Here is a 21,730-nt window from a genome sequence, read left to right as displayed (position 1 = left end):
GAGAAAGCCGGCGTTTTACGCAGCGAGCCGTGGCTAGCCACTAGGGCATCAGCACTTTGTTGATTACGTGAATCACGCCGTTGCTCTGGATTACATCGGCGATAGTAACGGTAGCTACGCCGCCCTTCTCGTCTTTCAGCTCGATGTTTTTGCCTTTCATCATGGCCGTCAGGGTTTCGCCCTGCACGGTAGTGAGCTTGGCCGTGCCGCCGCCCGCCTTAATGGCCTTCGCCAAGTCGGCCGACGTCATTTTGCCAGCTACCACGTGGTAGGTCAGGATTTTGGTAAGCGTAGCCTTATTCTCGGGCTTCACCAAAGTTTCTACCGTGCCAGCGGGCAGGGCATTGAAGGCCTCATTGGTAGGCGCAAACACGGTGAAAGGACCAGGGCCCGACAGGGTTTCCACTAGGCCAGCGGCCTTCACGGCGGCGACCAGGGTGGTGTGGTCTTTCGAATTAACGGCGTTCTCAATAATGTTTTTCGTGGGGTACATCGGGGCGCCGCCCACCATCACAGTTTTGGCCTTTTGGGCCGAAGCCGATTGAACGCCGGCCGTGCCAAGCAATGCTACCAAAGCGAGGGTTGCAAAAGAGAATTTCATGGGTAAAAAAGGAAAAAGAAAAATAGTTGAGGTTAAAACCTGGCTCACCTACGGCGGCCCGGTACACACTGGATTTTGCCGGGCTGTAAAAAATGCCTTGGCAAGCGCCAACACAGAGGTGGAAATTTTTTTTTACTTGAAAATGAAGCCACAACACCTCGCTAATCAAAAAAATGGGACCTGCTACTTGCGTGCTGCGCACTTTTGCCTACCTTTGTACCACCATTCGCCACCACGGCGAACAAACCTCAAGCGAGAGTAGCTCAGTTGGTAGAGCGCGACCTTGCCAAGGTCGAGGTCGCGAGTTCGAACCTCGTCTCCCGCTCCAAAACAGAAAAGACGTTGCTTACTTGCAACGTCTTTTCTGTTTCAAGGCAAGACTGATATTTTTCAATTAGTTTTGACTGTGTCAACACCTCTTGCCAGAGTGGTGGAATGGTATACACGAGGGACTTAAAATCCCTTGCCTTCACGGGCTTACGGGTTCGAGTCCCGTCTCTGGTACTAAAAGCCCCCGCTTATTAGGTTATAAGCGGGGGCTTTTTGGTTTGTGGCGTGCCGGAGAGCGGTGATGGCACTGGGGGAAAGAGCCGACAGATAAAATTGACTGGCTAGCGCCCGCGGCTGATTCGGGAAATGCCTTATTACGGCATAATGCGGGTCTATATTGGTATCCCAAGCCTTGGGCAGGGCGATATTATTCTGCCATCTTCAGCAATTTGAGGCAACTCTTTCGGAGATATAATTTTGATAATGAAGAAAATAACATTATTTATAAAGATTTTAACTGAAAATAAATTCTCTTGGCGTAGGGGTTGCTGAACTGCTGTGCATCTCTTCGGCAGCGCTGGTACACCGTCCGGGGGCTAGCTACCCGCCCCTAACTTATCCTTTTCTCCTGCTCCCCATTATGACGGCTAGCTCAGTAATCAACCACAATGTTGGACTGGGCGCGGCTGGTCTGCTAGCTGCGGGCTGCCTGGGTGGCTGCGCCAGTAGTAATCTGACCCTAGCGGCGGCAAGCGGCATCTATTTTATGGTAGACCTCGCGGCCGTGACCAGCACCCCGCTCGACAACCCCGGCGTGCGCTACACCTACGTAGATAGCCGGGCCATTATCGTGGCCAAAACTGCCGCCGATGCTTGCGTGGCCCTGCAGGCGCCGTGCCCGCATCCGGGTACCAGCGTGTGCCTCAACCAAGCGGCTGCGCATTTCGTCTGCTCCAACCACAACGCCGTATTTAATCTGGGTGGTGGCGCCATCAGCAGCCCGGCTTCGTCGGGTTGCAAGCAGGTGGTCGTGGTGCAAACGGGCACCAGTCTGCACGTAACCGGCTAGCCGGCAAAAGCTTATAGTTAGTAACTTCCTACTGTTCTCCCCTTTCGCTTCTGTATTTATGCGACTGCTTGCTATCTCTTTTGTGGTGCTGCTGGCCGCCGGTAGTGCCCACGCGCAGGCCCCCGCCCTGGTCTGGACCTCGGACCTTACCGCCGCTTTGGCCCAGGCCAAGGCTAGCCAGCAGCCGGTGCTGGCCGTGTTTTCGGGCTCCGACTGGTGCAAGCCCTGCATGCTGCTCAAGCAGGAAGTATTTGACCAGCCCGAGTTTGCGCAGTACGCGCAGGGCAAGTTTGTGCTGGCTCGCTTCGATTTTCCGCGCAACAAGAAAAATCGCCTCGACCCGGCCCAAACCAAGCGCAACGAGGAGGCCGCTGCCCGGCTCAACAAGGAGGGAGCCTTTCCGGCCGTGGTGCTGCTCTCGCCCGAGGGTAAAGTGCTGGCCCGCACCGGCTACCGCCCCGGCGGGGCCACCGCCTTCGATACGTATCTGAATCAACTACTTGCCAAAAATTAGGCGTATGTTCTTGCTGATTAAGCAGTTGTTAAAGCTGCGGGTTGCTGCGCTAGCGGGGTTGAGCGTGGGCAGCAGCTTGGTGGCCGCGGCGCAGGCGCCCACCGTGGCCGCCGCCCGCCCGGCGCGGGCCTACACCCGCGCGGCGCACCTGATGGGCTCGCACTTCACCTTCACGGCCGTGTCGGATGACGACTCGCTGGCCTGGCGCGCGCTGCGTGCCGGGATGCGCGAAACCTGGCGCATCGACCGTCTTTTTTCCTACTGGGACTCGACCTCGCAGGTAGTGAAAATTAACAGGCTGGCCGGCATCCGGCCGGTGGTGGTGGACGAGGAGGTGTACGACCTTATCGAGCGCACGCTGAAGATTTCGGCCTTGAGCGGCGGGGCGTTTGACATCACGTTTGCCAGTGGTGACAAAATATATCAATTTGACAAGCAGGCGCACGCCAGCCTGCCCGATTCGGCCACGGTTCGCAACTCCATTCGGCGCATTGGCTGGCAGCAGGTGAAGCTCGACCCGGCTACGCATTCGGTGTACTTGCCCGAGAAAGGGATGCGCATCAACCTAGCCGGCATCTTACAAGGCTACGGCGTGCGCCGCGCCCAGGAGATTATGAAGAAAATGGGCATTGCCGGGGGCCTCATCAACGGCTCGGGCGATGTGTACTGCTGGGGCAAGCAGCCCGACGGCGCGGGCTGGCGCATTGCCATCGGCGACCCGGCCCGGCCGCACACGGTGTCGTCGTGGCTCACGGTCAGTGACTTGGCGGTGGTGACGGCCGGTAACTACGAGCAATATTTCACGGTGGGCGGCAAGTACTACGGCCACATCATCAACCCGCACACCGGCTACCCGGCCACGGGCCTGCGCTCGGTTACGATTATCTGCCCCGACGTGGAGCTGGCCGATGCCCTCGACGACGCCGTGTTTGTGCTCGGCGCCAAGCCGGGGCTAGCGCTGATAAACCGTCTCAAGGGCGTGGACGCTACCGTGATTACCGACGATGGGCAAACCTTGGTTTCCAGGGGGATGCAGCTTAATTCGTACCACAGCGCCGCCGCCGCCGTTGCCAAACCCTCCGCTACCCGATGAGACTCTCCGCCTTTTTTCGCCCGGTTGCGCTGGGTTTATTGCTGGCCGGCAGCGCCCTGCTACCCGGCTGCGTGTCGGTGGCGGCCTACCAGAAAGCCTACCTCAACGACGAAGATATGAAGCTGGCCACCAAGAAGGTTGAAACCTCGGAAGTCAACTTCGAGAGCTACCGCGAGGGGGCCGGCGGCGCCAACGGCGGCAAGGTGGGCGGCGGCTGCGGCTGCAACTAGCCGTGGGTTTACAAGCGAATCTAAGAGCTTACACATGAGATTTTTGCTAGCCGCTGGCCTCGTGCTGGCGCTGCCCGTGGCGGCCCTGGCCCAGGGCACCCCGAACCCCAACCGCCTCGATGGCTCGGGCGTGCCGGCCGCCACTCCGGTGGCGCACCCCGCGCCCGTATCGGTGGGCGAAACCGACCTGGACTTTATCAGCAGCTACTACCAGCAAAATGGCGACCACGGGGCCGTGGAGGGCGGCATCGGCACGCAGCACCTCACCGATGTGGCCCCCACCATTGTGCTGAACGTGCCGCTCGACTCGGTGGCGCGCCTCACGGCCAACGTGGGCTTCGACTACTACGCCTCGGCCTCGACCGACCGCATCGACCAGGTTATTTCCTCGCCCTCGGCCAGCGACGTGCGCTACCACATCGACCTGGGCTACGCGCGCACGCTGAAAGACAAGCGCACCATCCTGAGCATCGGCGGTGGGGCATCCAAGGAGTATGATTACCAATCGTTTAATCTGGCCGGCTCTTGGACCCACGGCTCGCGCGACGGCAACCGCGAGCTGAGCATCGGCGGGCAGGTGTACCTCGACCGGGTGACGCTGATTTTGCCCGTCGAGCTGCGCACTGCCGCCACCGGCTCGGGCAACCAGGCGCACGGCTCGGGCTTCGACAACCGCCAGAGCTACAACCTGAATATCGTGTACTCGCAGGTACTCACCAAGCGCCTGCAAATGGCCGTGAGCACCGAGCTGGTGAGCCAGCGCGGGCTGCTGAGCACGCCGTTTCACCGGGTATACTTTTATGACAGCGACCGCGCGCTGGGCACGCCCGGCACGCTGGGCACCGCCAAAACCGAGCTGCTGCCGCGCCTGCGCAACAAGTTCCCGGTGGGCCTGCGCCTCAACTACTACGCCACCGACCTGGTTCAAATCAGGGGCTTTTATCGCTTCTACAACGACAATTTTGGCATCCGGGCCCACACCTTTGAGCTGGAAGCGCCGGTGAAGGTGTCGCCGTTTTTCACGCTCTATCCCTTCTACCGCTACCACACCCAAACGGCCTCGACTTACTTCGCGCCCTGGCGGGAGCACTCCATCTACGACGAGTATTATACCTCCGACTACGACCTGTCGGCCTTCACGGCCCAGAAACTGGGGCTGGGCTTCCGCTACGCGCCGCTCTACGGGCTGGGGCGCTTCAAAACGCCCTTCGGCGGCCGGGTTGCCAAGTTCAAGTCTATCGACCTGCGCTACGGCCACTACTGGCAAACGACCGGCCTCACGGCCAACATCGTGAGCGTGGATTTTGGCTTCGTCATGCCCTAGCCGGGGTCGGCTGGGGCTCGCATTGTCAGAAGCGCAGACCTACCTGCACCCCCGGCCACAGACGGATAATCGATTGGTCATCCGCCGTATTCAGCCACAGCCACCGGTCCTGGCCAAACGACCACTGCCGATTGCCATTATGGTTGGCCGTAGCGAGGTTGAAGGTCGGGCCGGCCAGCAGCGATACCTGGCCGTCGCGCTTGAACTGCCAGGCCAGCAGCGGTCGCAGCTGCAGCAGGCGCGCCTGCCGGATGCCGTCGTCGCCATCGCTCGACAAAAACCACGCTACGGCATCGAGGCTGGGCGTGAAGCGCCCCCGCGCCCGGCCCGCCGTGCCCAGCCCCAGCCCCCAAACTGCCCCCGCGCGCCGGTCGAGCGGCCCAATGGCCGCGCCCAGCACCAAGTAGACGCGCGGCACGCCGATTTTGACGGTGCCGCCCACGGGCAGGCTTTCACTCAGCCAGGCCTCACCGTGCAAGTAGGTGTGGTTCCAGATAGTAGCCAGGTCCGGGCGCTTTTTGGGGGCGCTGGGGCTAGCCGCTTCGCGCGCCGGGCGGGCAGCAGCCAGCAAGCCTAACGCCGGCGGAATTGCTGGCCCCTCAGTGCTTAGCAAGGTAGTAGTTAGCGGCGCTAATAAGGCCAAGGAACTAGCTGCTTCAGTGCTGGCTGGCCACCGCGCTACGGCAGCGGCGGGCCGGCCGATTGTGGCCCGGCCCAAAGATTCAGTAGATTTTTTACCTTGATTATCAGTTAAAAGACCTGGCAGCGCAGTGCTCCCGAGTGGCGGGCTAGCCGAGGTGCGGGCGATGGCAGGCTGGCCGTTGGCCGGGGCGGTTGGGCCCAAACGGCGGGGAGAACCAGCCCGGTTATTCGGGGTATTATGGGCCGCTGACTGCGCATGCTTAAGCCTAGCTGGCGGGGCCGTTGCTAACGCTCTGGCGGTGCCGGGCGCATTGCTTGTCGGCGAACTCGCCAGTGGCAACGTCAGTCTGGTAGTCTTCCCGGTCGTGCCGGGTGCCTTGCTGGTTCGTCGGCGCGACTCCGGGGGCCAGGCTAGGGTAGGCTGGGAGCCGATTCCTGCGGATGGGTGGGCGGCAAATGCAAGGGGGGCCGCCTGGCTAGCCGGTCGGCGCCCGGCCGAGGCGCCTGCGACATTGGCAGCTCCCTTGGCGGCGAAGGCTGCCGGCCCAGACCGGGGCGGTCGGCTGCTGGCAGGTCGGCCATTTACGGCGGTTACTCCGGCGGGTAGCGCCGTATGGGTGGGCCAAAGCACGAGCTGACCATCGAGCAGGCCGTAGGATAAATGGCTAGCCGCGAGCACTTCACTTAGTACCAGGCCCAATGGGCGCGGCGGCCCGGCTGGCAGCCGGAAGCGGTGCCCGACCGGAATAAGCGAGCTGCTGTAGCTGAATGGCAGGCCGCTTTGGCGCGATAGCTCGGCCAGTAGCTCGCCCAGCGGGCGATTGCCGGGCCGGGGCGCTACGGGGCGCGCCAGCACCGCTGGCCCCGGCTGGCCAGGCGGCTGCGCCAGCGCCGGCAAGCCACTGAGTAGCCCGCCCGCCAGCAGCCCAACCAGCAAGTGGCCCGCCGCCGGCCCGCGCGTAGTACCCCCGCTCACGGCTGGGCAACTAGCGTGGCAGAATCGGAAAGGTCGGCCGTGGCCGCAGCCTCTTCGGCGCAGCCCGTGCCAGTTAGCACGTAGCCGCCGCTGCCGTCGGGGGCCAGGCGGCTGGCGGTGGCGGCGGCCAGCACGGCCAGCACCTGCTCGGGGCGCGGCCGGGCAAAGGTGCCGGTAAAGCGGCAGTTACCCAGGCTGGTGCTCAGCAGCTTCACGGTGGTGCCGAAGGTGGCGCGCAGCGTCTGGGCCACCTGGGCCACCGGCGTATCGCGGAAGCGCAGGGTATCGGTCTGCCAGGCCCGGAAATTCTGGTCGGCCGTGGGCGTGCGGCGCAGGGTAGCGGCCACGCGGCCGGGGGCATCGGCGGCGCGCAGGGCAGCGCGGGTATCGGCCGTGAGCAGCACGCTGTCGGGGGCGGCGAGGCGCCGCAGCCACACCCGGCCGCGGGTCACGCTCACTTCCACCGAGTCTTCGGCCGCGTAGGCCCGCACGTTGAAGGCCGTGCCCGTCACCCGCACGCGGGCCGTGGCCGTGCTCACTAAGAAAGGCCGGGCAGCATTATGCGCCACTTCAAAATAGGCCTCGCCGGTGAGCTGCACGGCCCGCACACCGTGGCTAGCCGGCGCGCCCAGCCCCCGGTAGTGCAGCCGCGAATGGGCATTCAGCCACACGCGGCTGCCATCGGGCAGGCGCACCAGCTGGCGCTGGGCGGCGCTGGCATACGTGGTCACGGTGTCGTGCTTGTGCAAAAACTGCCGCTCAAGCAGCAGGTAGCCGCTGCCCACCAACAGCGCAAGCGCGGCGGCTAGCTGCCACCAGGTAGCTGCGGCCGGTTTGGCTGCCGGCCACAGCGGGCGCACCACAGGCGCGGCCGGCGGTGGGGGCGTGCCGCTAGCCCCGGGCGCCCGGGGCGGCGCGGGCGCGGCCATCAGGGGCGGAAGCGCTGCCAGGCGGCCTCCACATCGGCCGGCGAAAACAGTACGGGCTGCGCCGCCGCCTCACCCGCCCGCTCCCAGGCGCGCGTCACAGTGGTCAGGATTTGCAGGTGGCTAGGGTCGGCCTGCACCCAGGCGCGCAGGTCGGCCCGCTCGGCGGCCGACGCCTCGGCCGCCAGGTGGCGGGCCAGCAGCGCCCAGGGGGCATCTGGTGGTTCGGGGTAGCGGTGCATCATCAAGCAGGAAGCCAGGGAAAAGGAGCGGAACTCAGTACCCGATAGATACGCCCCGGCGCCGCCACCCCACGCGGCCCCAAAAATAACCCATGGGGGTGGCCCGGCCGGGACCGGGCAGCGTGCCGCCCAGGGCCAGCGCCCGCAGGGCGAGCAGGGCCAGCAGCAGCCCATACAGGTTTTTGAGCACGCCCGCCAGCTCGCGGCGCAGAATGCGCAGGGCCTTGCTCATCTGGTTCTCCACGGTTTTAGGCGAGATTTCCAGCGCCTCGGCAATCTGCTGGTAGCTCATTTCCTCGTAGCGGCTCAGCTCAAATACTACCCGGCACTGGGGCGGCAGGTGGGCCAGGGCCGCCGCCACGGCCGCGCTAGCCTCGGTGGCGTGCAGCTGGGCCAGGGCATCGGGGGCCACGGGGGCGCTGGCGGGCGGGGCCTCGTCCCAGGCCACTTGGCGCTGGGCGCGCTGCTGGTAGCGCAGGGCGGCATTGAGAACCATGCGCGTGAGGTAGGCGCGGTGCGAGGTTATGGCCGGCAGCGTGGCCAGCCCCTGCCAGACCCGCAAAAACACGTCTTGCAGAATGTCCTCTACCACCGCCCGGTCGGGCACCACGCGGTAGGTCACCGCCCCGAGCGGGGCGTAAAACACCTTGAACAATTCTTCCAGAAACGCCGCCGCGTCGGTCTGGCGCAAGTGCGTCAGGCGGGCATCCAAGGCAGCATCGTCGGGGGTAGCCATTGGCCGGGCGGGGCGTTCGGTAGTGAGGTAAAAGCTTCTAAAGCAAGAAGTCGTGCAAAAAATGCCGGCTCACTCCTTGAAAGGACACGCGGATATTTTTGTGGGGCTAGCAGTAGGCTACAGCGGGAAGCCCAGCGTGAAAGTGGTGCCCCGGCCCAGCTCGCTGCGCACGGCCAGGGTAATGTGAAGCAGCGCGCAAGCCTTGGCCACGATGGACAAGCCCAGCCCGGTGCCCCCGATTTCCTTGTGGGCCAGCGCATCAGAACGGTAGAGCGGGTCAAAAATTTTGTTTAAATCTTCGGCCTTAATGCCAATGCCCTCGTCGGTAATCGTGCAGCGCAGGGCCCCGGCTACCGGCTCCAGCCCCACCGTAATGGTAGAATTGGCCGGCGAATATTTCACCGCATTGGCCAGCACGTTGTCCAAAATCAGGTCTACCAGGTACGGGTCCGAAACGATGGCTGGCGTGTCACCATCCTGCACATCTACCCGGATGTGCTTGGCGTTCAGGTCGGCGCGGCGGCGGTACAGCACGTCGTGCACGCAGGTCAGCACCGTCAGCTCCTGCTGGTTCAGGCCCTTGGCGTGGTTCTCGAAGCGGGCTAGCAGCAGCAGCTGGTCCACCAGGTACGTCAGGCGGTCAATCTCACCAATGCCGCGCGTGATGTCGGCCACGTACTCCTCGGGCCGGCGGGGCTTGCGCACCAGCACCTCCAGCGTGCCCTTGAGCACGGCCAGCGGCGTGCGCAGCTCGTGCGAGGCATCGGCCGTAAACTGCTTCTCGCGCGCCACGGCCTGCTCGATGCGGTGCAGCAGCCCATTGATGGCGCTGGCTAGGGTGTGCAGCTCGTCGGGGCGGGGTGGTAGTGCAATGCGCTCCGATAAGTTATTGCGCGTGATGCGGTTAGTTGTTTCCGTAATCTGGATAATGGGTGCGATGCTGCGCCCCGCCAGCCACTGCGCGCTGCCAAACAGCCCCAGCAGCACCACCGGCAGCGACCCTAGCAGCACGAGCGCCAGGCTGTCGAGCACGTGCTGCGCCGCCTCCGACGAGATGGCTGCCAGCAGGTAGCCCCGCACCGGCCCGCCCGGTGCCCGCACCGGCACCTGCACCTGGCGCAGGGCCTTGCCCCGCAGCAGCACGTTGCGCGGCTGCTGCCAGTCGGGCCCCGCCGCAAAGGGCAGCTGGTCGGTTTTGAGGTTGGGCGAGCGGTCCATGAGCTGCCCGTGCAAGTCGTTTACCTGAATAAAAACGGGGTCTACCTGCACCTCGCGGTGCTCGCGCTCCAGCCACTCGCCCTTGTGGGCAAAGCGGATGCTGCTGGCCGTTACGCGCAGCTCGCTCATGTGCTTGGCAGCCTCGAAGCGCAGGTTTTGGTCGAGGTCGGTGTACACGCGCTCGCGCACCACCCCAAACACCACCAGGTAAGCCGCTACCACCAGCGCGGCCGTGGCCAGCACGTAGTGCAGCGCAATGCGGTCCTGAAAGCGCAGGCTCATCTAGTCGCGGGCGACATAGCCAATGCCGCGAATGGTTTGCAGATAGTCATCTTCCTTGCTGATTTTAAGCTTCTTGCGCAGCGCATTCATGTACACGTCGATAACGCCGGTGTTGTACTCAAAGTGAATGTCCCACACGTTTTCGATAATGCTCTGGCGGCGGCACACCTTGTTTTTGTGGCGCAGCAGGTATTCCAGCAGCGCAAACTCTTTTTGCGTGAGCGCAATCTCCTCGTCGCCCTTAAATACCTGGTGCGTGCTCACATCCAGCACGATAGGCCCCAGCGTGAAGCGCTCGGCCGGCCCCCCGCCGGCCGCAGCTGCACCCGGATGCGCTCCAGCAGCTCCTCAAAATGAAAGGGCTTCTTGATGTAGTCGTTGGCTCCGGCCTGCAGGCCGGCGATGGTATCGGGCACGGTATCCTTAGCCGTGAGGAAGATAATGGGCGTGTGGTCGTGGCGGGCGCGCAGCTGCTGGCACACTTCCAGGCCCGTGAGGCCGGGCACCATCCAGTCGATGAGCAGCAGGTCGTATTTCTGGGCCAGGGCCTGGCGTAGGCCCGCGGTGCCATTGTCCACTACTTCTACCTCAAAGCTTTCCTCCTCCAGCCCTTGCTTAAGAAACCTTGCAATGCCGGGCTCGTCTTCAATTACCAGTAGCTGCATGGGTGCGGGGGCAATGGCCAGCGCCAGGCGCGGCGGCAAGTGAAAAAAGGCTGCCGACGCGCCAAAAGGTGGGCTGGCAGCACAGTCGTTAAACGTAGTTGAGGCGGCCACTGCGGCGGCTTTAAGCAAATCTTAAGCTCTTGCTAAGCGGGGCATAAGGAAAGAACTCGTTCAGATGCCTACCAAACCGGACTGCCGGCTAGCCTCATAGCCACGCAGTCGAGAGTCGATAATACGTTTACTAACAAGTTTTTATGAAAATTTATCTCTTGGCAGCATCTGTTGCGCTGCTGACCGCCCTTGCCCCCCAGGCCCACGCCCAAACCCGCCGCGCCGCTAAAAATACGCCTGGCGCCCCGGCCATGACGATGCCCGCGGGCAGCAGCACGGCTCCCGACAATACCCCTGCGCCACCCGCCGACCCCAATGGTAAGCTCGACTACCGCAACCCCGCCGCCGACCCGCTCATTCCGGTGGAGGCCGACAAGCGCAAGCCCGTTACCGACGACCTGCAAGCCACCGTGGTAGAGCTGCTGGAGCTGTTTCACGACTCGAAGCAGAGCCACTGGAACCTGCGCGGCCCGCTCTACCTGCCGCTGCACGAAAAGCTTCAGGAAAATGCCGACGAGTATCGCAAATACGCCGACATCCTGGCCGAGCGCGTGCTGCAAGTAGGTAACCCCATCGACGGCCGCACCGGCGTAGTGGCCGCTACCGCCAACCTGGGCGAGTTTCCCGGCGGCTACCTCACCGACAAGCAGGTACTCATTATCATGACCGAGCGCATTACCACCGTGGCTAAGCGCGTGCGCCAGCGCATCGAGCACCTGAGCAAGGTCGATGAAGTGACCTCCAACCAGTTGCAGGAGTTGAGCTACGTGCTCGACAAGCACGTATGGCAGTTCCGGGTGCACATGCAGTAGGCTGGCCGCAAAGCGCAGCCAGCAACCAGCGGTTGAGCCGGCCTGACTGGTGCTTCGGGTGCTTATAGCTTATGAGCCCCCCAAAACGAAGCGCTGCGGCACTTGCCGCAGCGCTTCGTTTTGGGGGGCTTTTTTCAACACCGGGAACTTCTGCGCGGCCGGTACTTGTATGAATGAACAAGTGTTCATAAGTTTGTCCCCGAATGATGTCTGCTGCCCCTTCCACTGCCCCCATCGACCTGAACCTCTCGGTAGAGAAGATGGAAAAGGTAGCTTTTATTTTGAAGACCACGGCCCATCCCACGCGCATTGCCATTGTGCAGCTGCTGGCCGCGCAGGAAGGCCTGTCGGTGACGGACATCAGCGAGAAGCTGAAGGTGGAGCAGAGCCTGCTCTCGCACCACCTCGCCGGCATGAAGCTGAAAGGTATTCTGAGCAGCACCCGCGAGGGTAAAAACATCTACTACGCGCTGAAGATGCGCGAGGTCATTGATGTCATCCAGTGCCTGGCCAGCTGCACTTTCTTATAGGTGCCCCGGCTTTTTTTTACTAAAATACATGAACAAGTTTTCATAATTTCATACGTTTTTTCTCGTTCCGTATGGTGCACTACTTCGGCTATTTCGCGGCCATTTTCATTGGCCTTTCGCTCGGTATTATGGGTGGGGGCGGCTCCATCCTTACCGTGCCGGTGCTGGTGTACCTGATGGGCGTGAGCCCGGTGCTGAGCACGGCGTACTCGCTGTTTGTGGTGGGCTCGACTTCGGTAGTGGGGGCGTCGGGCTATTTTCGGCGGGGGCTGGTGTCGCTGCGCACGGCGATAGTGTTTCTGGCGCCGTCGCTGCTAGCCGTGTTTTTGGTGCGTAAAAAGCTGATGCCGGCTATTCCGCACGAGCTATTTAGGGTGGGCGGCCTTGTATTTACCAAAGACCTGCTGGTGCTGGTGGCGTTTGCCGGGCTCATGGTGGTAGCCGCCGTTTCGATGATTCGCAGCCAGCAAGTGGCGGAAGCCATCGCCGAAGAGCGGCCTCACCAAAGCCGGTTCAATTACCCGCTCATTCTCGGTATTGGGCTGGTGGTGGGCACGCTTACGGGCTTTGTGGGCGCGGGCGGGGGCTTTCTCATTATTCCGGGGCTGGTACTGGGCGCGCGCCTGCCCATGAAGCTGGCCGTGGGTACTTCCCTGGCCATTATCGCCCTGAACTCGCTCATCGGCTTTACCGGCGATTTGAGCGCGGGCGTGCCCATTGCGTGGCCATTTTTATTAGGGTTTCTGGCCTTTGCGCTGGGTGGCATTGTGCTGGGTACCTACCTGGCCCGCTTCATTCCGGGAGCCAAGCTCAAGCCGGCTTTTGGCTGGTTCACCCTGGCGATGGGCACGTTTATTCTGGCCAAAGAACTGCTGTTTCATCATGCATAATGTTTAGTATTTTAAATATTTAACCTGCTTATTATTTTCTGATTTGTCATGAAAATCGAACAGTTTGAAGACCAGGGCCTGGCCCACTATTCCTACGCCGTGCTCAGTGAGTGCGCCCGCGAAATCGTGCTCATCGACCCCGCCCGCGACCCGCAGCCCTACTACGATTTTGCCCAGGCCCACGGCGCTGCCATCGTGGCCGTGCTGGAAACCCACCCGCACGCCGACTTTGTGAGCAGCCACCTCGAAATTGCGCAGCGCACCGGCGCCGTCATCCGGGTAAGCAAGCTGCTGGGGGCCGGGTATCCGCACGCGGCCTTTGATGACGGCGACTCATTTACCGTGGGCCAGCTCACATTTCGGGCCCTGAACACGCCCGGCCACTCGCCCGATTCGGTGAGCGCGGTGCTTAGCCGCGCGGGCCAGGACGTGGCCGTGTTTACGGGCGACACGCTGCTGCTGGGCGACGTGGGCCGGCCCGACCTGCGCGAAAACGCCGGCAACCTCACCGCCCGGCGCGAGGAGCTGGCCCGGCAGCTCTACCACAGCACCCGCGCAAAGCTCCTGACCCTGGCCGACGACGTACTGGTGTACCCGGCCCACGGCGCGGGCTCGCTGTGCAGCCGCACCACCAACACGGCCCACAGCAGTACCATCGGGGCCGAGAAAATCGGTAACCCCGCCCTGCGCCCGCTTAGCGAGCAAGCCTTTGTGCAGGAGCTGCTGGCCGACCAGCCATTCATTCCTAAATACTTCGGCTACGATGTGGAGCTGAACAAGGCCGGGGCCCCGGCCTACGGCCCGAGCGTGCGGCAGGTGCCCCGGCTAGCCCCCGATGCGGCGCTGGAAACGGGCGTGCTGGTGGTTGATGCCCGGCCCGAGGCCGAGTTCAAAAATGGCCACGTGGCCGGTGCGCTCAATATCCAGGCGGGCGGTAAGTTTGAAACCTGGCTAGGGTCCATCATCGGGCCGGAAGAAGATTTTTACCTACTGGCGGCCGACGAGGCCACGCTGACCGCCCTGGTGCAAAAGGCGGCCAAAATCGGCTACGAAACGCGGATTAAAGGCGCGCGGGTGGGCTCGCCCTCGACGGAGGCCGCGCTGCCTACGCTCGACGTGGCGGCTTTCCGGCAACACCCCGAGCAGTATACCATCGTGGATATTCGTAATGCCTCGGAGGTGAAGCACGAGCCGATTTTTGCCGGCGCGCTCAACATTCCGCTGCCCGAGCTGCGCGAGCGGGCCCCCGAAATTCCGACCACCAAGCCCGTGGTGGTGCACTGCGCCGGCGGCTACCGCTCGGCGGCGGGCAGCAGCGTGGTGGCCCCGGCCCTGCCCGGCACGCCGGTCTTTGACCTGGGCGAGGCCGTGAAATCCTTTCAGCCGGCCGGTCGCTAGGCCCGGTCGCTTACCCACTTTTCTGCATGACTGATTTTTTGCAACAATCCTGGCCCTGGTACGTGGCCGGCCCACTCATCGGCCTCACGGTGCCGGCACTGCTGCTCATTGGCAATAAAGCGCTGGGTATCAGTAGCTCGCTGCGCCATGTGTGCGCCGCCTGCGTGCCCGCCGGCATTCCATTTCTGACGTATAACTGGCGGCGCGAAAGCTGGAACTTGTGGTTTGTGCTCGGCATTGCGCTGGGCGGCTTCCTGGGCTACCAGGTGCTCGGGCACCCGGCCAGGGTCGGCATTTCGCCCGCCACGGTGCACGACCTGCGCACGCAATTGCACCTCACCGACTTCTCGGGCCTGCTGCCGCGCGAGCTTTTTGCGCTCGACAACCTGGCCAACTGGAAGGGCTGGGTGTTTCTGGTGTTGGGGGGTTTTCTGGTGGGCTTTGGCACGCGCTACGCGGGCGGCTGCACCTCGGGCCACGCCATTTCGGGGCTGTCTAACCTGCAATGGGTGTCGCTGGTGGCCGTCATTGGCTTCTTCGCCGGTGGCCTGGTCATGACCTGGCTGGTATACCCGCTACTATTTTCCTAAGGCCGCTTTGCTACCATGAAAAACCTCAACTACCTGGTGCTAGGCACCTTATTCGGCATCATCCTCACCAAGAGCGAAGTCGTGAGCTGGTTTCGGATTCAGGAGATGTTCCGCTTTCAGGCCTTTCACATGTACGGCGTCATTGGGTCGGCCATTGCGGTCGGGCTGGTTTCCATTCAGCTCATCAAGCGGCTGCACCTGCGCACGCTCAGCGGCGAGCCTATTGTGCTGGCTGATAAGCAGTACACCCACGGCACCTGGATTGGCGGCTTCCTTTTTGGCCTGGGCTGGGCGCTCACCGGCGCCTGCCCCGGCCCGATGTTCGCGCAGCTGGGCAGCGGCATCGGGGCGGCGGCCATCCTGTTACTCGCCGCCCTGGCCGGCACCTGGACCTACAGCGCCCTGCGCGATAAGCTGCCGCTCTAAACCGGGCTAGCCAGCGGCCTTTCCCTCGCTAACGTTTTGCTATTCTGGTTATGACGCCTCGACTTGGCCTGCGCGAAAACTGGCCGCAGTTTACCCTGCTGCTGCTCGTCAATGCCTTCGTGGGTGGTATGGTGGGCCTCGAGCGCACCATTTTGCCCCGGCTGGCCGAGCAGGAGTTTCACCTGGTGGCGCGCTCGGCCATTCTCTCCTTCATTGTGGTGTTTGGCCTCACCAAGGCCGCGGCCAACTACTACGCCGGCGCCTGGGCCAACCGATTGGGCCGCCGCAACTTGCTGCTACTAGGCTGGCTGTGTGGCCTGCCCGTGCCGCTGCTGCTGCTCTGGGCCCCGAGCTGGGGCTGGGTGCTGGTGGCCAACGTGCTGCTGGGCCTCAACCAAGGGCTGGCCTGGTCGAGCACGGTGGTGATGAAAATCGACCTCGTCGGCCCCCGGCAGCGCGGCCTGGCAATGGGCCTGAATGAGTCGGCCGGCTACCTGGCGGTGGCGGCCACGGCTTTCGCTTCGGGCTGGCTAGCCACCCACTACGGGCTGCGGCCTTATCCCTTTTATCTCGGCCTGATACTGGCCGGGCTAGGGCTGCTGGCTAGCCTGCTGGTGCGCGATACCCGCGCCCACGTGGCCCTGGAGGCCGCGCAGGCACCCGCCGGCCCGGCCGGCTCGCGCCTTTCGTTTTGGGACGTGACGTGGCGGCACCCCAACCTGGGCTCCGTCACGCAGGCCGGGCTGGTGAATAACCTCAACGACGGCATGGTGTGGGGCCTGCTGCCGCTGCTGCTGGCCAGCAAAGGCTTTACCCTGACCCAGGTTGGCACCGTGGCGGCGGTGTACCCGGCCGTGTGGGGCCTGGGCCAGTTGCTCACTGGCCCGCTAGCCGACCAGTTCTGCAAGAAAGACCTGCTCTTCTGGGGGATGCTGCTGCAAGGCGCGGCGCTGCTGGCCATGCTTTTTGCCTCGTCGTACCCCGCGTTTTTGCTGCTGGCGGCGCTGCTGGGCGCGGGCACGGCGCTGGTGTATCCCACGTTTCTGGCGGCGGTGGCCGAGTATGCGCCGCTGGCGCAGCGGGCGCACAGCGTGGGTATTTTCCGCTTCTGGCGCGACGCGGGCTACGCCATCGGCGCGCTGCTCACCGGCGTGCTGGCCGATGCCTTGGGGCTAGGGGCGCCGCTGGCGGCCATTGGGGGGCTGACGGTCCTTTCGGCCTTGGTTATTCAGCGGCGGATGCACTGCCTGCCGGTAGCAGCCAGCCTAGCCGGCCCACCCCGGAGCTGCGCGGCAGCTGCCGCGGCCGCCCGGCCGGAATCTTTCCTAAGCTCAATCCTGACAAAGCAATACCAGACGCCCCCAGTCTGTGGCGCGTGAAGCAGCTGATAAATACCCAAACTATCAGCTTACCGCTGGCCCACAACTGGGGGCTTGCCAGTTGCCTTGGGGGCCAGCGCGGCACTGCTCACCTGCTGAAACGTGAGGCCCGAGGCCGAGCGCAGGCGCAGGTTGGTCAGGGGCTTAGACGGGAAAAATATCTCCGTCATGGCCGTCAGGCCGTGGTCGGCGAAGAGCTCGACCGAGGCCGCGTCGAAAAACAGCGTGAGGTCGGCGCCGGCCGCCGTGGCCAGGCGCGGGGCCACGTGGCGGCCTGCAAACTTGGGGCTGAAGCTGGTATTGCCGGCCCGGCGGCGGTCGATGAAGTACTCGTTCTTCGCCTTGTCATAACCCAGCACTAGCTCCTCGCCGGCCGCGTTGCTCAGTACCAGCTCGAAGCTGGCGAGCTGGCTCGTGCTCAGGTTGAGGCGGTAGTTGCCGCTGGGCACGCTGAGGCGGGCCAGGTCCACGGGAGCTTTCACGGCCACGTTTTGGAGCGTGGTGGGCGCGGCGGCTAGCCTAGCCAGCTCGCGGGCGGGCTGCGAGGTGAGGTAGATTTCGCCGCCTTCCTGCCGCAAGCCCAGCTCGCGCGGAATGGTCATGGCGCTGCGCCAGGGCGAGGTGGGCACCTGGTTGGCGTATTCCCAGTTGCTCATCCAGCCCAGAAACAGGCGGCGCGGCTCCGTATTGGCAAACGTGACGCCGGCGTACTCATCGGGCCCAAAGTCGGCCCACTTCGTCTTGTCGTTCAGAGGTTTGAAGGTATGGCCGTCGAAGCTACCCACGAAGTACTGCGTGGCCGAGCCGCCGTTGGGCCCGCCGGGGTTGATGTTGACAATCAGCACCCAATGAGTTTTACCATTAAGCGTGAGCGGAAACAAGTCGGGGCACTCCCACACGCCGCCGTGGGCGCCCACCTTCGCGCCAAACTCGCTTTCCTTGGTCCACTGCTTGAGGTTGGGCGAGGAAAAGAACGTGATGCGGTCCTTGGTGGCCAGCGTCATTATCCACTTGTTGGCCACCTCGTTCCAGCTCACTTTGGGGTCGCGGAAGTCCACGATGCCGGGGTTTTTCACCACCGGGTTACCCGCGTACTTGGTCCAGGTTTTACCCGCGTCGAGGCTGTAGGCCAGGGCCTGGCTCTGGGTGTGTGCGGGGTCCGATTGCTCTTTCTTGGGGTTATGGTAGGTGAAAATGGCCACCAGCGGCACCACCCCGTTTTTGCCAAAGCCGCTGGTATTCTTGCTGTCAACCACCGCCGAGCCAGAGAAGATATAGCCCAGGCTATCCGGGAATAGCGCAATGGGCTGCTCCTGCCAGCGCAGCATATCGGGGCTGGTGGCGTGGCCCCAGTGCATGGGCCCCCACACCATGCCGCCGGGGAAATATTGAAAAAACAGGTGGTAGGTACCCTGGTAGAAGACCATGCCGTTGGGGTCATTCATCCAGTGGGCAGTGGGCGCGAAGTGGTAGCTCGGCCGCCACTGCGGCGTGGCCGGCGGGGGCGTGGTCTGGGCTAGGGCCACCGTAGTCAGAAAGGTGCTGCCCAGCAGGGTCACTAACTTGTTCATAACGAGCGCAAAGTGCGAGAGGGTGGGAGAAACATTGCTGGCCCGGCCAAGAGGTGAAGGGCCCTCGGGCCACGCCCGGGCAAGGGCGAAAACGACTAGCCCAACGTGCTGGGTCTTAGCGCGGGGCTAGCCTGGCAAATGTACTCCGAGGGTCTCAACGGCCGGTGCGCTGCTCGTAGCCGGCTAGGCCACTACGTGCAGCAGCGGCGCCAGCACGGCCCACACGTTGGCCGCCAGCAGGCGCTGGCCGGCGGCGTTGGGGTGCACGCGGTCGGGCAGGTTCAGCTCGGGGCGGCCGAGCACGCCGGCCAGCAGCGAGGGCACAAAGGCCACGCCCTCGGCCTCGGCCAGGGTGCGAAATAAGGCACTGAAATCCTGGGCGTAGCGGCTGAGGCCGGGCAGGCCCAGCGGCCCCAGGTCGAAGGGAAAGTCGAGACCCATCAGCACCAATTGCGCGGCCGGAAACTGCCGCCGCACCTCGTGCAGCATGGCGCGCAGGTTGGCCACCGTTTCGCGCACTGGTATGCCGCGCAGGCCATCATTGGCGCCCAGCGCCAGCACAAATACGTCGGGGGCCTGGCGGGCCAGCACGCTAGCCAGGCGCTGGCGCCCGCCGGCGCTGGTTTCGCCGCTCACGCCGTAGTTGTGGGCGCGGTAGGGCAGGCCCGCCGCGTCGAGCTTTTCCTGAATGCGGGCCGGAAAGCTGTCGGCCGCCGGCAGGCCATAGCCCGCCGTGAGGCTATCGCCAAAAAAGAGAATGTGTTTCATAAAAAGCGCCCCGCCAACCAGCTACCAGAGCTAGCGGCGGGGCGTTGCCAAAAAATAATAGCCTGGCCAGCGCGCAGCCGCTAGGCCCGGGCTGGTAGCACAAGCGCCCCACGGGTAGAAACAACCGGCTGGCGCAGAAGATTTCGTGGCTAGGGGGTGAGGAGGCTCAGGCCGAAAAAAAACAGCAGCTGCACCAGGTACACCAGCGGCACCAGCGGGTTGCGCTTAGGAAAAGGCGTGCGCACGAAGAGCAGTTGCAGGAACAGCGCCAGCAAAAACCAGTCGCGGAAGTTGCGCAGCGGAATAATCCCGCCCGTCCAGTGCCAGAAGTCGAACCGGCCGGCTATCGGCTCCAGGCACAAGTCGAAGCCCACCATCAGCGCGGCGCCCACAATTACGCGCACCGCGAAGGAAGCCGGTAGATAAGCCGCCAGCGTGCCCGCCAAGTACGTCACTACAACCCAGTTGAGTCCAATAAGCCAGGGCGCCCCCATGTATTGCGGCCCCAGCGTGGCGCCGTAGGCATAGTGCCCAAACAGCAGGCCCGTATTGGTGCCCACCACCTCGGCCACCATGCCGAGCAAAAATACTTGCACTGCAAAAAGCCAGAACGACAGATTGCGCCCCGGCTGAAAAATAGCCAGCAGCCCTGCCGTCAGCAGCAGCGTAAGGGGCGTGTATTTCAGATAAAAGGTTTTATCCTGGCTAAACGCCAGCCCCACGAAGCCCGTCAGATGAAACAGCAGCACTAGCCCCTGCGCCAGTCGCACCCGGCTAGTAGATGCCGCCGGGGCGGGTAAGTTTGAAAACTCCATGCAAAGAGGAGTTATGAGTTAGAAGTTATGAATTATGAGTTGGCGAAACAGGCTAGCTGGCCGCAACTAATAAAGGCAACTCATAATCCATAACTTTTAACTTATAACTAATCAATGAGTTCGGCCACAATTTTGGCCGAAAGTAAGCACAGCGGGATGCCGCCGCCCGGATGCACCGAGCCGCCGCAAAAGTACAGCCCGGCCAGCCGGCCCGAAAAATTGGGATGCCTTAAAAACGCGGCTAGCGCATTATTGCTCGAACTGCCGTAGAGCGCGCCGCCAAACGACGACGTGTCGGCCGCGATGCCGGGCGGCGTCCAGGCCTTCTCGGCCCGGATAAGCGGCTCAATGTCAGTGCCCAGCGCCTGGCCGAGCTTGGCTAGCACCACGCGGCGGGTTTTTTGGGTAAGGGCGGCCCAGTCCTGGCCCTGGTCGTGGGGCACGTTCACCATCACAAACCAGTTTTCGTGGCCGGGCGGGGCGTCGGTGGGCGTTTTTTTACTCGTGATGTTGACGTACACCGTCACGTCGTCGGCCACGGTTTTCTGCTGAAATATGGCGTCAAACTCGGCCTTGTAGTCTTTGGAAAAGAAGATGTTGTGCAGGTCGAGGTCGGAAAATTCGCGGGCGATACCCCAGTAGAAAATGAGCGCCGACGACGAGCGGGGCTGCCCCAGGGTGCGCTCGGGCGCCGGCTGGCTTGGTAGCAGGTGGCGGTAGGTGGGCACCACATCCATGTTGCTCACCACCACGCCAAAATCGTAGATGTCGAGGTCGGTGCGCAGGCCCGTAACGAGGTCGGCGGCCGTCAGAATCTCGCGCACCGGCTCATTGAAGCGAAACTTCACTCCAAACTCCTCGGCTAGCCGGTGCAGGCTGCTGGCAATGGCGTAGATGCCGCCTTCCGGGTAAAACGCCCCAATACCGTGCTCCAGGTGCGGAATAAGCGACAGCGTGGCCGGCGCTTGGTAAGGGTCGGAGCCGTTGTAAGTAGCGTAGCGGTCAAAGAGCTGGACCAGACGCGCATCCTGGCCAAAGGCTGACTCGTGGCGCGCGTGCATGGTGCCGGTGAGGCCGAGCGAGGGCAGGGCGGCCACCGCCCTCAGCGTTTCGGCGCTGAGGTAGGTACGCACTTTGTGCAGCGACTTGTGCAGGAAAGTACCGGCCGTAGCCTCGTAGGCCCGCCCGCTGCGCGCCAGAAACTGCGTAACCTGCGCGGCCGGCACGCCCAGCTTGGCTTCGACCTCAGCCGCAAACCGGCTAGCCTCGGCCCAGGCCGTGAGCCGGGTGCCATCGGCAAAAAAGTAGTTGGTAATCGGGTCGAGCCGCCCGTAGCGGAAGTAGTCGGCCGGGTCGCGGTGGGCGAGCCGAAAAATATCGTCTACCAGCTGCGGCAGCGTAAACAGCGACGGGCCCGCATCGAAGCGGTAGCCGCCGGGCAGCGCAAACTGGTGCATCTTACCCCCAAACGAGCCGCTAGCCTCGAATACCGTGACCGGGTGCCCGGCCACCGCCAGCCGCGCGGCAGCGGCCAGCCCGGCCACGCCCGCGCCGATAATGGCCACGGGCTGGCGCGAGGGCGAAGATTTCTTTTTCGTAAACACTAAGTTGCTAACCAATGCGGCTAGGGTAGAAGTTTGGCCAGGCTTGGT

Annotated in this window: 24 protein-coding genes and 2 tRNA genes; 14 read left to right on the top strand and 12 right to left on the bottom strand. The window is 63.3% G+C overall.

What is annotated here, in order from left to right:
* Positions 1 to 40: 40 nt before the first annotated feature.
* On the bottom strand, positions 41 to 601 hold the full coding sequence (locus tag GKZ68_RS15650; protein WP_173116408.1) for a fasciclin domain-containing protein: 561 nt from the start codon (positions 599 to 601) through the stop codon (positions 41 to 43).
* 252 nt (positions 602 to 853) lie between these two features.
* On the opposite strand from GKZ68_RS15650, the gene GKZ68_RS15645 reads away from it, so the two are divergent.
* From GKZ68_RS15645 to GKZ68_RS15615, 7 genes are all read left to right on the top strand, one after another.
* Positions 854 to 929 (top strand) — tRNA-Gly (locus GKZ68_RS15645).
* Between the two features lie 93 nt (positions 930 to 1,022).
* Positions 1,023 to 1,105 (top strand) — tRNA-Leu (locus GKZ68_RS15640).
* Positions 1,106 to 1,511: 406 nt separating this feature from the next.
* Positions 1,512 to 1,940: a Rieske 2Fe-2S domain-containing protein gene (locus GKZ68_RS15635; protein WP_173116406.1), complete on the top strand. Its 429-nt coding sequence runs from the start codon at positions 1,512 to 1,514 to the stop codon at positions 1,938 to 1,940.
* A 58-nt stretch (positions 1,941 to 1,998) separates the two neighbouring features.
* Positions 1,999 to 2,454: a thioredoxin family protein gene (locus tag GKZ68_RS15630; RefSeq protein WP_173116404.1), complete on the top strand. Its 456-nt coding sequence runs from the start codon at positions 1,999 to 2,001 to the stop codon at positions 2,452 to 2,454.
* Positions 2,455 to 2,458: 4 nt separating this feature from the next.
* Entirely contained in the window at positions 2,459 to 3,547 is a 1,089-nt protein-coding gene (locus tag GKZ68_RS15625) for an FAD:protein FMN transferase (protein WP_173116402.1), read from the top strand.
* Complete coding sequence (locus GKZ68_RS15620) at positions 3,544 to 3,777, top strand: DUF4266 domain-containing protein (protein WP_173116400.1); 234 nt, start codon at positions 3,544 to 3,546, stop codon at positions 3,775 to 3,777. The genes GKZ68_RS15625 and GKZ68_RS15620 overlap by 4 nt, the downstream gene beginning before the upstream one ends.
* A 34-nt stretch (positions 3,778 to 3,811) precedes the next feature.
* Complete coding sequence (locus GKZ68_RS15615; protein WP_173116398.1) at positions 3,812 to 5,101, top strand: DUF3570 domain-containing protein; 1,290 nt, start codon at positions 3,812 to 3,814, stop codon at positions 5,099 to 5,101.
* Between the two features lie 25 nt (positions 5,102 to 5,126).
* On the opposite strand, the gene GKZ68_RS15610 is transcribed toward GKZ68_RS15615, so the two are convergent.
* From GKZ68_RS15610 to GKZ68_RS22745, 7 genes are all read right to left on the bottom strand, one after another.
* Positions 5,127 to 5,672 carry a hypothetical protein gene (locus GKZ68_RS15610; protein ID WP_173116396.1) on the bottom strand — a complete coding sequence of 182 codons (546 nt, stop codon included), beginning with the start codon at positions 5,670 to 5,672 and terminating at the stop codon, positions 5,127 to 5,129.
* A gap of 1,043 nt (positions 5,673 to 6,715) precedes the next feature.
* Positions 6,716 to 7,648: a FecR family protein gene (locus GKZ68_RS15605; protein WP_173116394.1), complete on the bottom strand. Its 933-nt coding sequence runs from the start codon at positions 7,646 to 7,648 to the stop codon at positions 6,716 to 6,718.
* Positions 7,648 to 7,890 carry a hypothetical protein gene (locus GKZ68_RS15600; protein WP_173116392.1) on the bottom strand — a complete coding sequence of 81 codons (243 nt, stop codon included), beginning with the start codon at positions 7,888 to 7,890 and terminating at the stop codon, positions 7,648 to 7,650. Before GKZ68_RS15600 ends, GKZ68_RS15605 begins: the two co-directional genes overlap by 1 nt.
* A gap of 31 nt (positions 7,891 to 7,921) precedes the next feature.
* Complete coding sequence (locus tag GKZ68_RS15595) at positions 7,922 to 8,623, bottom strand: RNA polymerase sigma-70 factor (RefSeq protein WP_173116390.1); 702 nt, start codon at positions 8,621 to 8,623, stop codon at positions 7,922 to 7,924.
* A 117-nt stretch (positions 8,624 to 8,740) separates the two neighbouring features.
* Entirely contained in the window at positions 8,741 to 10,123 is a 1,383-nt protein-coding gene (locus GKZ68_RS15590) for a cell wall metabolism sensor histidine kinase WalK (RefSeq protein WP_173116388.1), read from the bottom strand.
* Positions 10,124 to 10,387, bottom strand: a complete 264-nt coding sequence (locus tag GKZ68_RS22750) for a winged helix-turn-helix domain-containing protein (protein ID WP_367949170.1) — start codon at positions 10,385 to 10,387, stop codon at positions 10,124 to 10,126.
* Positions 10,384 to 10,827, bottom strand: a complete 444-nt coding sequence (locus tag GKZ68_RS22745) for a response regulator transcription factor (protein WP_367949169.1) — start codon at positions 10,825 to 10,827, stop codon at positions 10,384 to 10,386. Before GKZ68_RS22745 ends, GKZ68_RS22750 begins: the two co-directional genes overlap by 4 nt.
* Before the next feature lie 215 nt (positions 10,828 to 11,042).
* Here GKZ68_RS22745 and GKZ68_RS15580 point away from each other — a divergent pair, with 215 nt between their 5' ends.
* The 7 genes from GKZ68_RS15580 to GKZ68_RS15550 all read left to right on the top strand — a co-directional run bounded on the left by GKZ68_RS15580 (position 11,043) and on the right by GKZ68_RS15550 (position 16,924).
* A complete protein-coding gene (locus GKZ68_RS15580; RefSeq protein ID WP_173116386.1) occupies positions 11,043 to 11,711 on the top strand; it encodes a DNA starvation/stationary phase protection protein in 669 nt (222 codons plus the stop codon).
* A gap of 203 nt (positions 11,712 to 11,914) precedes the next feature.
* Positions 11,915 to 12,241, top strand: a complete 327-nt coding sequence (locus GKZ68_RS15575; protein ID WP_254244030.1) for a helix-turn-helix transcriptional regulator — start codon at positions 11,915 to 11,917, stop codon at positions 12,239 to 12,241.
* Positions 12,242 to 12,312: 71 nt separating this feature from the next.
* Entirely contained in the window at positions 12,313 to 13,131 is an 819-nt protein-coding gene (locus tag GKZ68_RS15570) for a sulfite exporter TauE/SafE family protein (protein WP_173116384.1), read from the top strand.
* A gap of 48 nt (positions 13,132 to 13,179) precedes the next feature.
* Entirely contained in the window at positions 13,180 to 14,529 is a 1,350-nt protein-coding gene (locus GKZ68_RS15565; protein WP_173116382.1) for a rhodanese-like domain-containing protein, read from the top strand.
* A 26-nt stretch (positions 14,530 to 14,555) separates the two neighbouring features.
* Positions 14,556 to 15,119, top strand: a complete 564-nt coding sequence (locus GKZ68_RS15560) for a YeeE/YedE family protein (protein ID WP_173116380.1) — start codon at positions 14,556 to 14,558, stop codon at positions 15,117 to 15,119.
* 15 nt (positions 15,120 to 15,134) lie between these two features.
* Positions 15,135 to 15,545, top strand: coding sequence for a DUF6691 family protein (locus GKZ68_RS15555; protein WP_173116378.1), 411 nt, complete (start codon positions 15,135 to 15,137; stop codon positions 15,543 to 15,545).
* A 50-nt stretch (positions 15,546 to 15,595) separates the two neighbouring features.
* Positions 15,596 to 16,924, top strand: a complete 1,329-nt coding sequence (locus tag GKZ68_RS15550) for an MFS transporter (protein ID WP_173116376.1) — start codon at positions 15,596 to 15,598, stop codon at positions 16,922 to 16,924.
* Between the two features lie 29 nt (positions 16,925 to 16,953).
* Here GKZ68_RS15550 and GKZ68_RS15545 read toward each other — a convergent pair whose 3' ends face one another.
* From GKZ68_RS15545 to crtD, 4 genes are all read right to left on the bottom strand, one after another.
* Positions 16,954 to 18,495: a glycoside hydrolase family 32 protein gene (locus GKZ68_RS15545; RefSeq protein ID WP_173116374.1), complete on the bottom strand. Its 1,542-nt coding sequence runs from the start codon at positions 18,493 to 18,495 to the stop codon at positions 16,954 to 16,956.
* 183 nt (positions 18,496 to 18,678) lie between these two features.
* On the bottom strand, positions 18,679 to 19,263 hold the full coding sequence (locus GKZ68_RS15540) for an arylesterase (protein WP_173116371.1): 585 nt from the start codon (positions 19,261 to 19,263) through the stop codon (positions 18,679 to 18,681).
* A gap of 149 nt (positions 19,264 to 19,412) precedes the next feature.
* On the bottom strand, positions 19,413 to 20,078 hold the full coding sequence (locus GKZ68_RS15535) for a carotenoid biosynthesis protein (protein ID WP_173116369.1): 666 nt from the start codon (positions 20,076 to 20,078) through the stop codon (positions 19,413 to 19,415).
* 107 nt (positions 20,079 to 20,185) lie between these two features.
* Entirely contained in the window at positions 20,186 to 21,697 is a 1,512-nt protein-coding gene (gene crtD, locus GKZ68_RS15530) for a 1-hydroxycarotenoid 3,4-desaturase CrtD (RefSeq protein WP_254244029.1), read from the bottom strand.
* Positions 21,698 to 21,730: the final 33 nt, after the last annotated feature.

The organism is Hymenobacter sp. BRD128 (genome assembly GCF_013256625.1).
In the GTDB taxonomy this organism is placed as follows: Bacteria; Bacteroidota; Bacteroidia; order Cytophagales; family Hymenobacteraceae; genus Hymenobacter.
The sequence above is the reverse complement of the archived record's forward strand: the minus strand, read 5'-3'. Positions and strand labels throughout refer to the sequence as shown.

Bases quoted from the DNA above. Each gene is read 5' to 3' on its own strand.
- GKZ68_RS15605 (WP_173116394.1), bottom strand. From the start codon at position 7,648: ATGGCCGCGCCCGCGCCGCCCCGGGCGCCCGGGGCTAGCGGCACGCCC.
- GKZ68_RS15550 (WP_173116376.1), top strand. From the start codon at position 15,596: ATGACGCCTCGACTTGGCCTGCGCGAAAACTGGCCGCAGTTTACCCTG.
- GKZ68_RS15620 (WP_173116400.1), top strand. From the start codon at position 3,544: ATGAGACTCTCCGCCTTTTTTCGCCCGGTTGCGCTGGGTTTATTGCTG.
- GKZ68_RS15625 (WP_173116402.1), top strand. From the start codon at position 2,459: ATGTTCTTGCTGATTAAGCAGTTGTTAAAGCTGCGGGTTGCTGCGCTA.
- GKZ68_RS15555 (WP_173116378.1), top strand. From the start codon at position 15,135: ATGAAAAACCTCAACTACCTGGTGCTAGGCACCTTATTCGGCATCATC.
- GKZ68_RS15535 (WP_173116369.1), bottom strand. From the start codon at position 20,078: ATGGAGTTTTCAAACTTACCCGCCCCGGCGGCATCTACTAGCCGGGTG.
- GKZ68_RS15615 (WP_173116398.1), top strand. From the start codon at position 3,812: ATGAGATTTTTGCTAGCCGCTGGCCTCGTGCTGGCGCTGCCCGTGGCG.
- GKZ68_RS15570 (WP_173116384.1), top strand. From the start codon at position 12,313: ATGGTGCACTACTTCGGCTATTTCGCGGCCATTTTCATTGGCCTTTCG.
- GKZ68_RS15630 (WP_173116404.1), top strand. From the start codon at position 1,999: ATGCGACTGCTTGCTATCTCTTTTGTGGTGCTGCTGGCCGCCGGTAGT.
- GKZ68_RS15580 (WP_173116386.1), top strand. From the start codon at position 11,043: ATGAAAATTTATCTCTTGGCAGCATCTGTTGCGCTGCTGACCGCCCTT.
- GKZ68_RS15575 (WP_254244030.1), top strand. From the start codon at position 11,915: ATGATGTCTGCTGCCCCTTCCACTGCCCCCATCGACCTGAACCTCTCG.
- GKZ68_RS15650 (WP_173116408.1), bottom strand. From the start codon at position 601: ATGAAATTCTCTTTTGCAACCCTCGCTTTGGTAGCATTGCTTGGCACG.
- GKZ68_RS15595 (WP_173116390.1), bottom strand. From the start codon at position 8,623: ATGGCTACCCCCGACGATGCTGCCTTGGATGCCCGCCTGACGCACTTG.
- GKZ68_RS15600 (WP_173116392.1), bottom strand. From the start codon at position 7,890: ATGATGCACCGCTACCCCGAACCACCAGATGCCCCCTGGGCGCTGCTG.
- GKZ68_RS15635 (WP_173116406.1), top strand. From the start codon at position 1,512: ATGACGGCTAGCTCAGTAATCAACCACAATGTTGGACTGGGCGCGGCT.
- GKZ68_RS15545 (WP_173116374.1), bottom strand. From the start codon at position 18,495: ATGAACAAGTTAGTGACCCTGCTGGGCAGCACCTTTCTGACTACGGTG.
- GKZ68_RS15560 (WP_173116380.1), top strand. From the start codon at position 14,556: ATGACTGATTTTTTGCAACAATCCTGGCCCTGGTACGTGGCCGGCCCA.
- GKZ68_RS15590 (WP_173116388.1), bottom strand. From the start codon at position 10,123: ATGAGCCTGCGCTTTCAGGACCGCATTGCGCTGCACTACGTGCTGGCC.
- GKZ68_RS15565 (WP_173116382.1), top strand. From the start codon at position 13,180: ATGAAAATCGAACAGTTTGAAGACCAGGGCCTGGCCCACTATTCCTAC.
- GKZ68_RS15540 (WP_173116371.1), bottom strand. From the start codon at position 19,263: ATGAAACACATTCTCTTTTTTGGCGATAGCCTCACGGCGGGCTATGGC.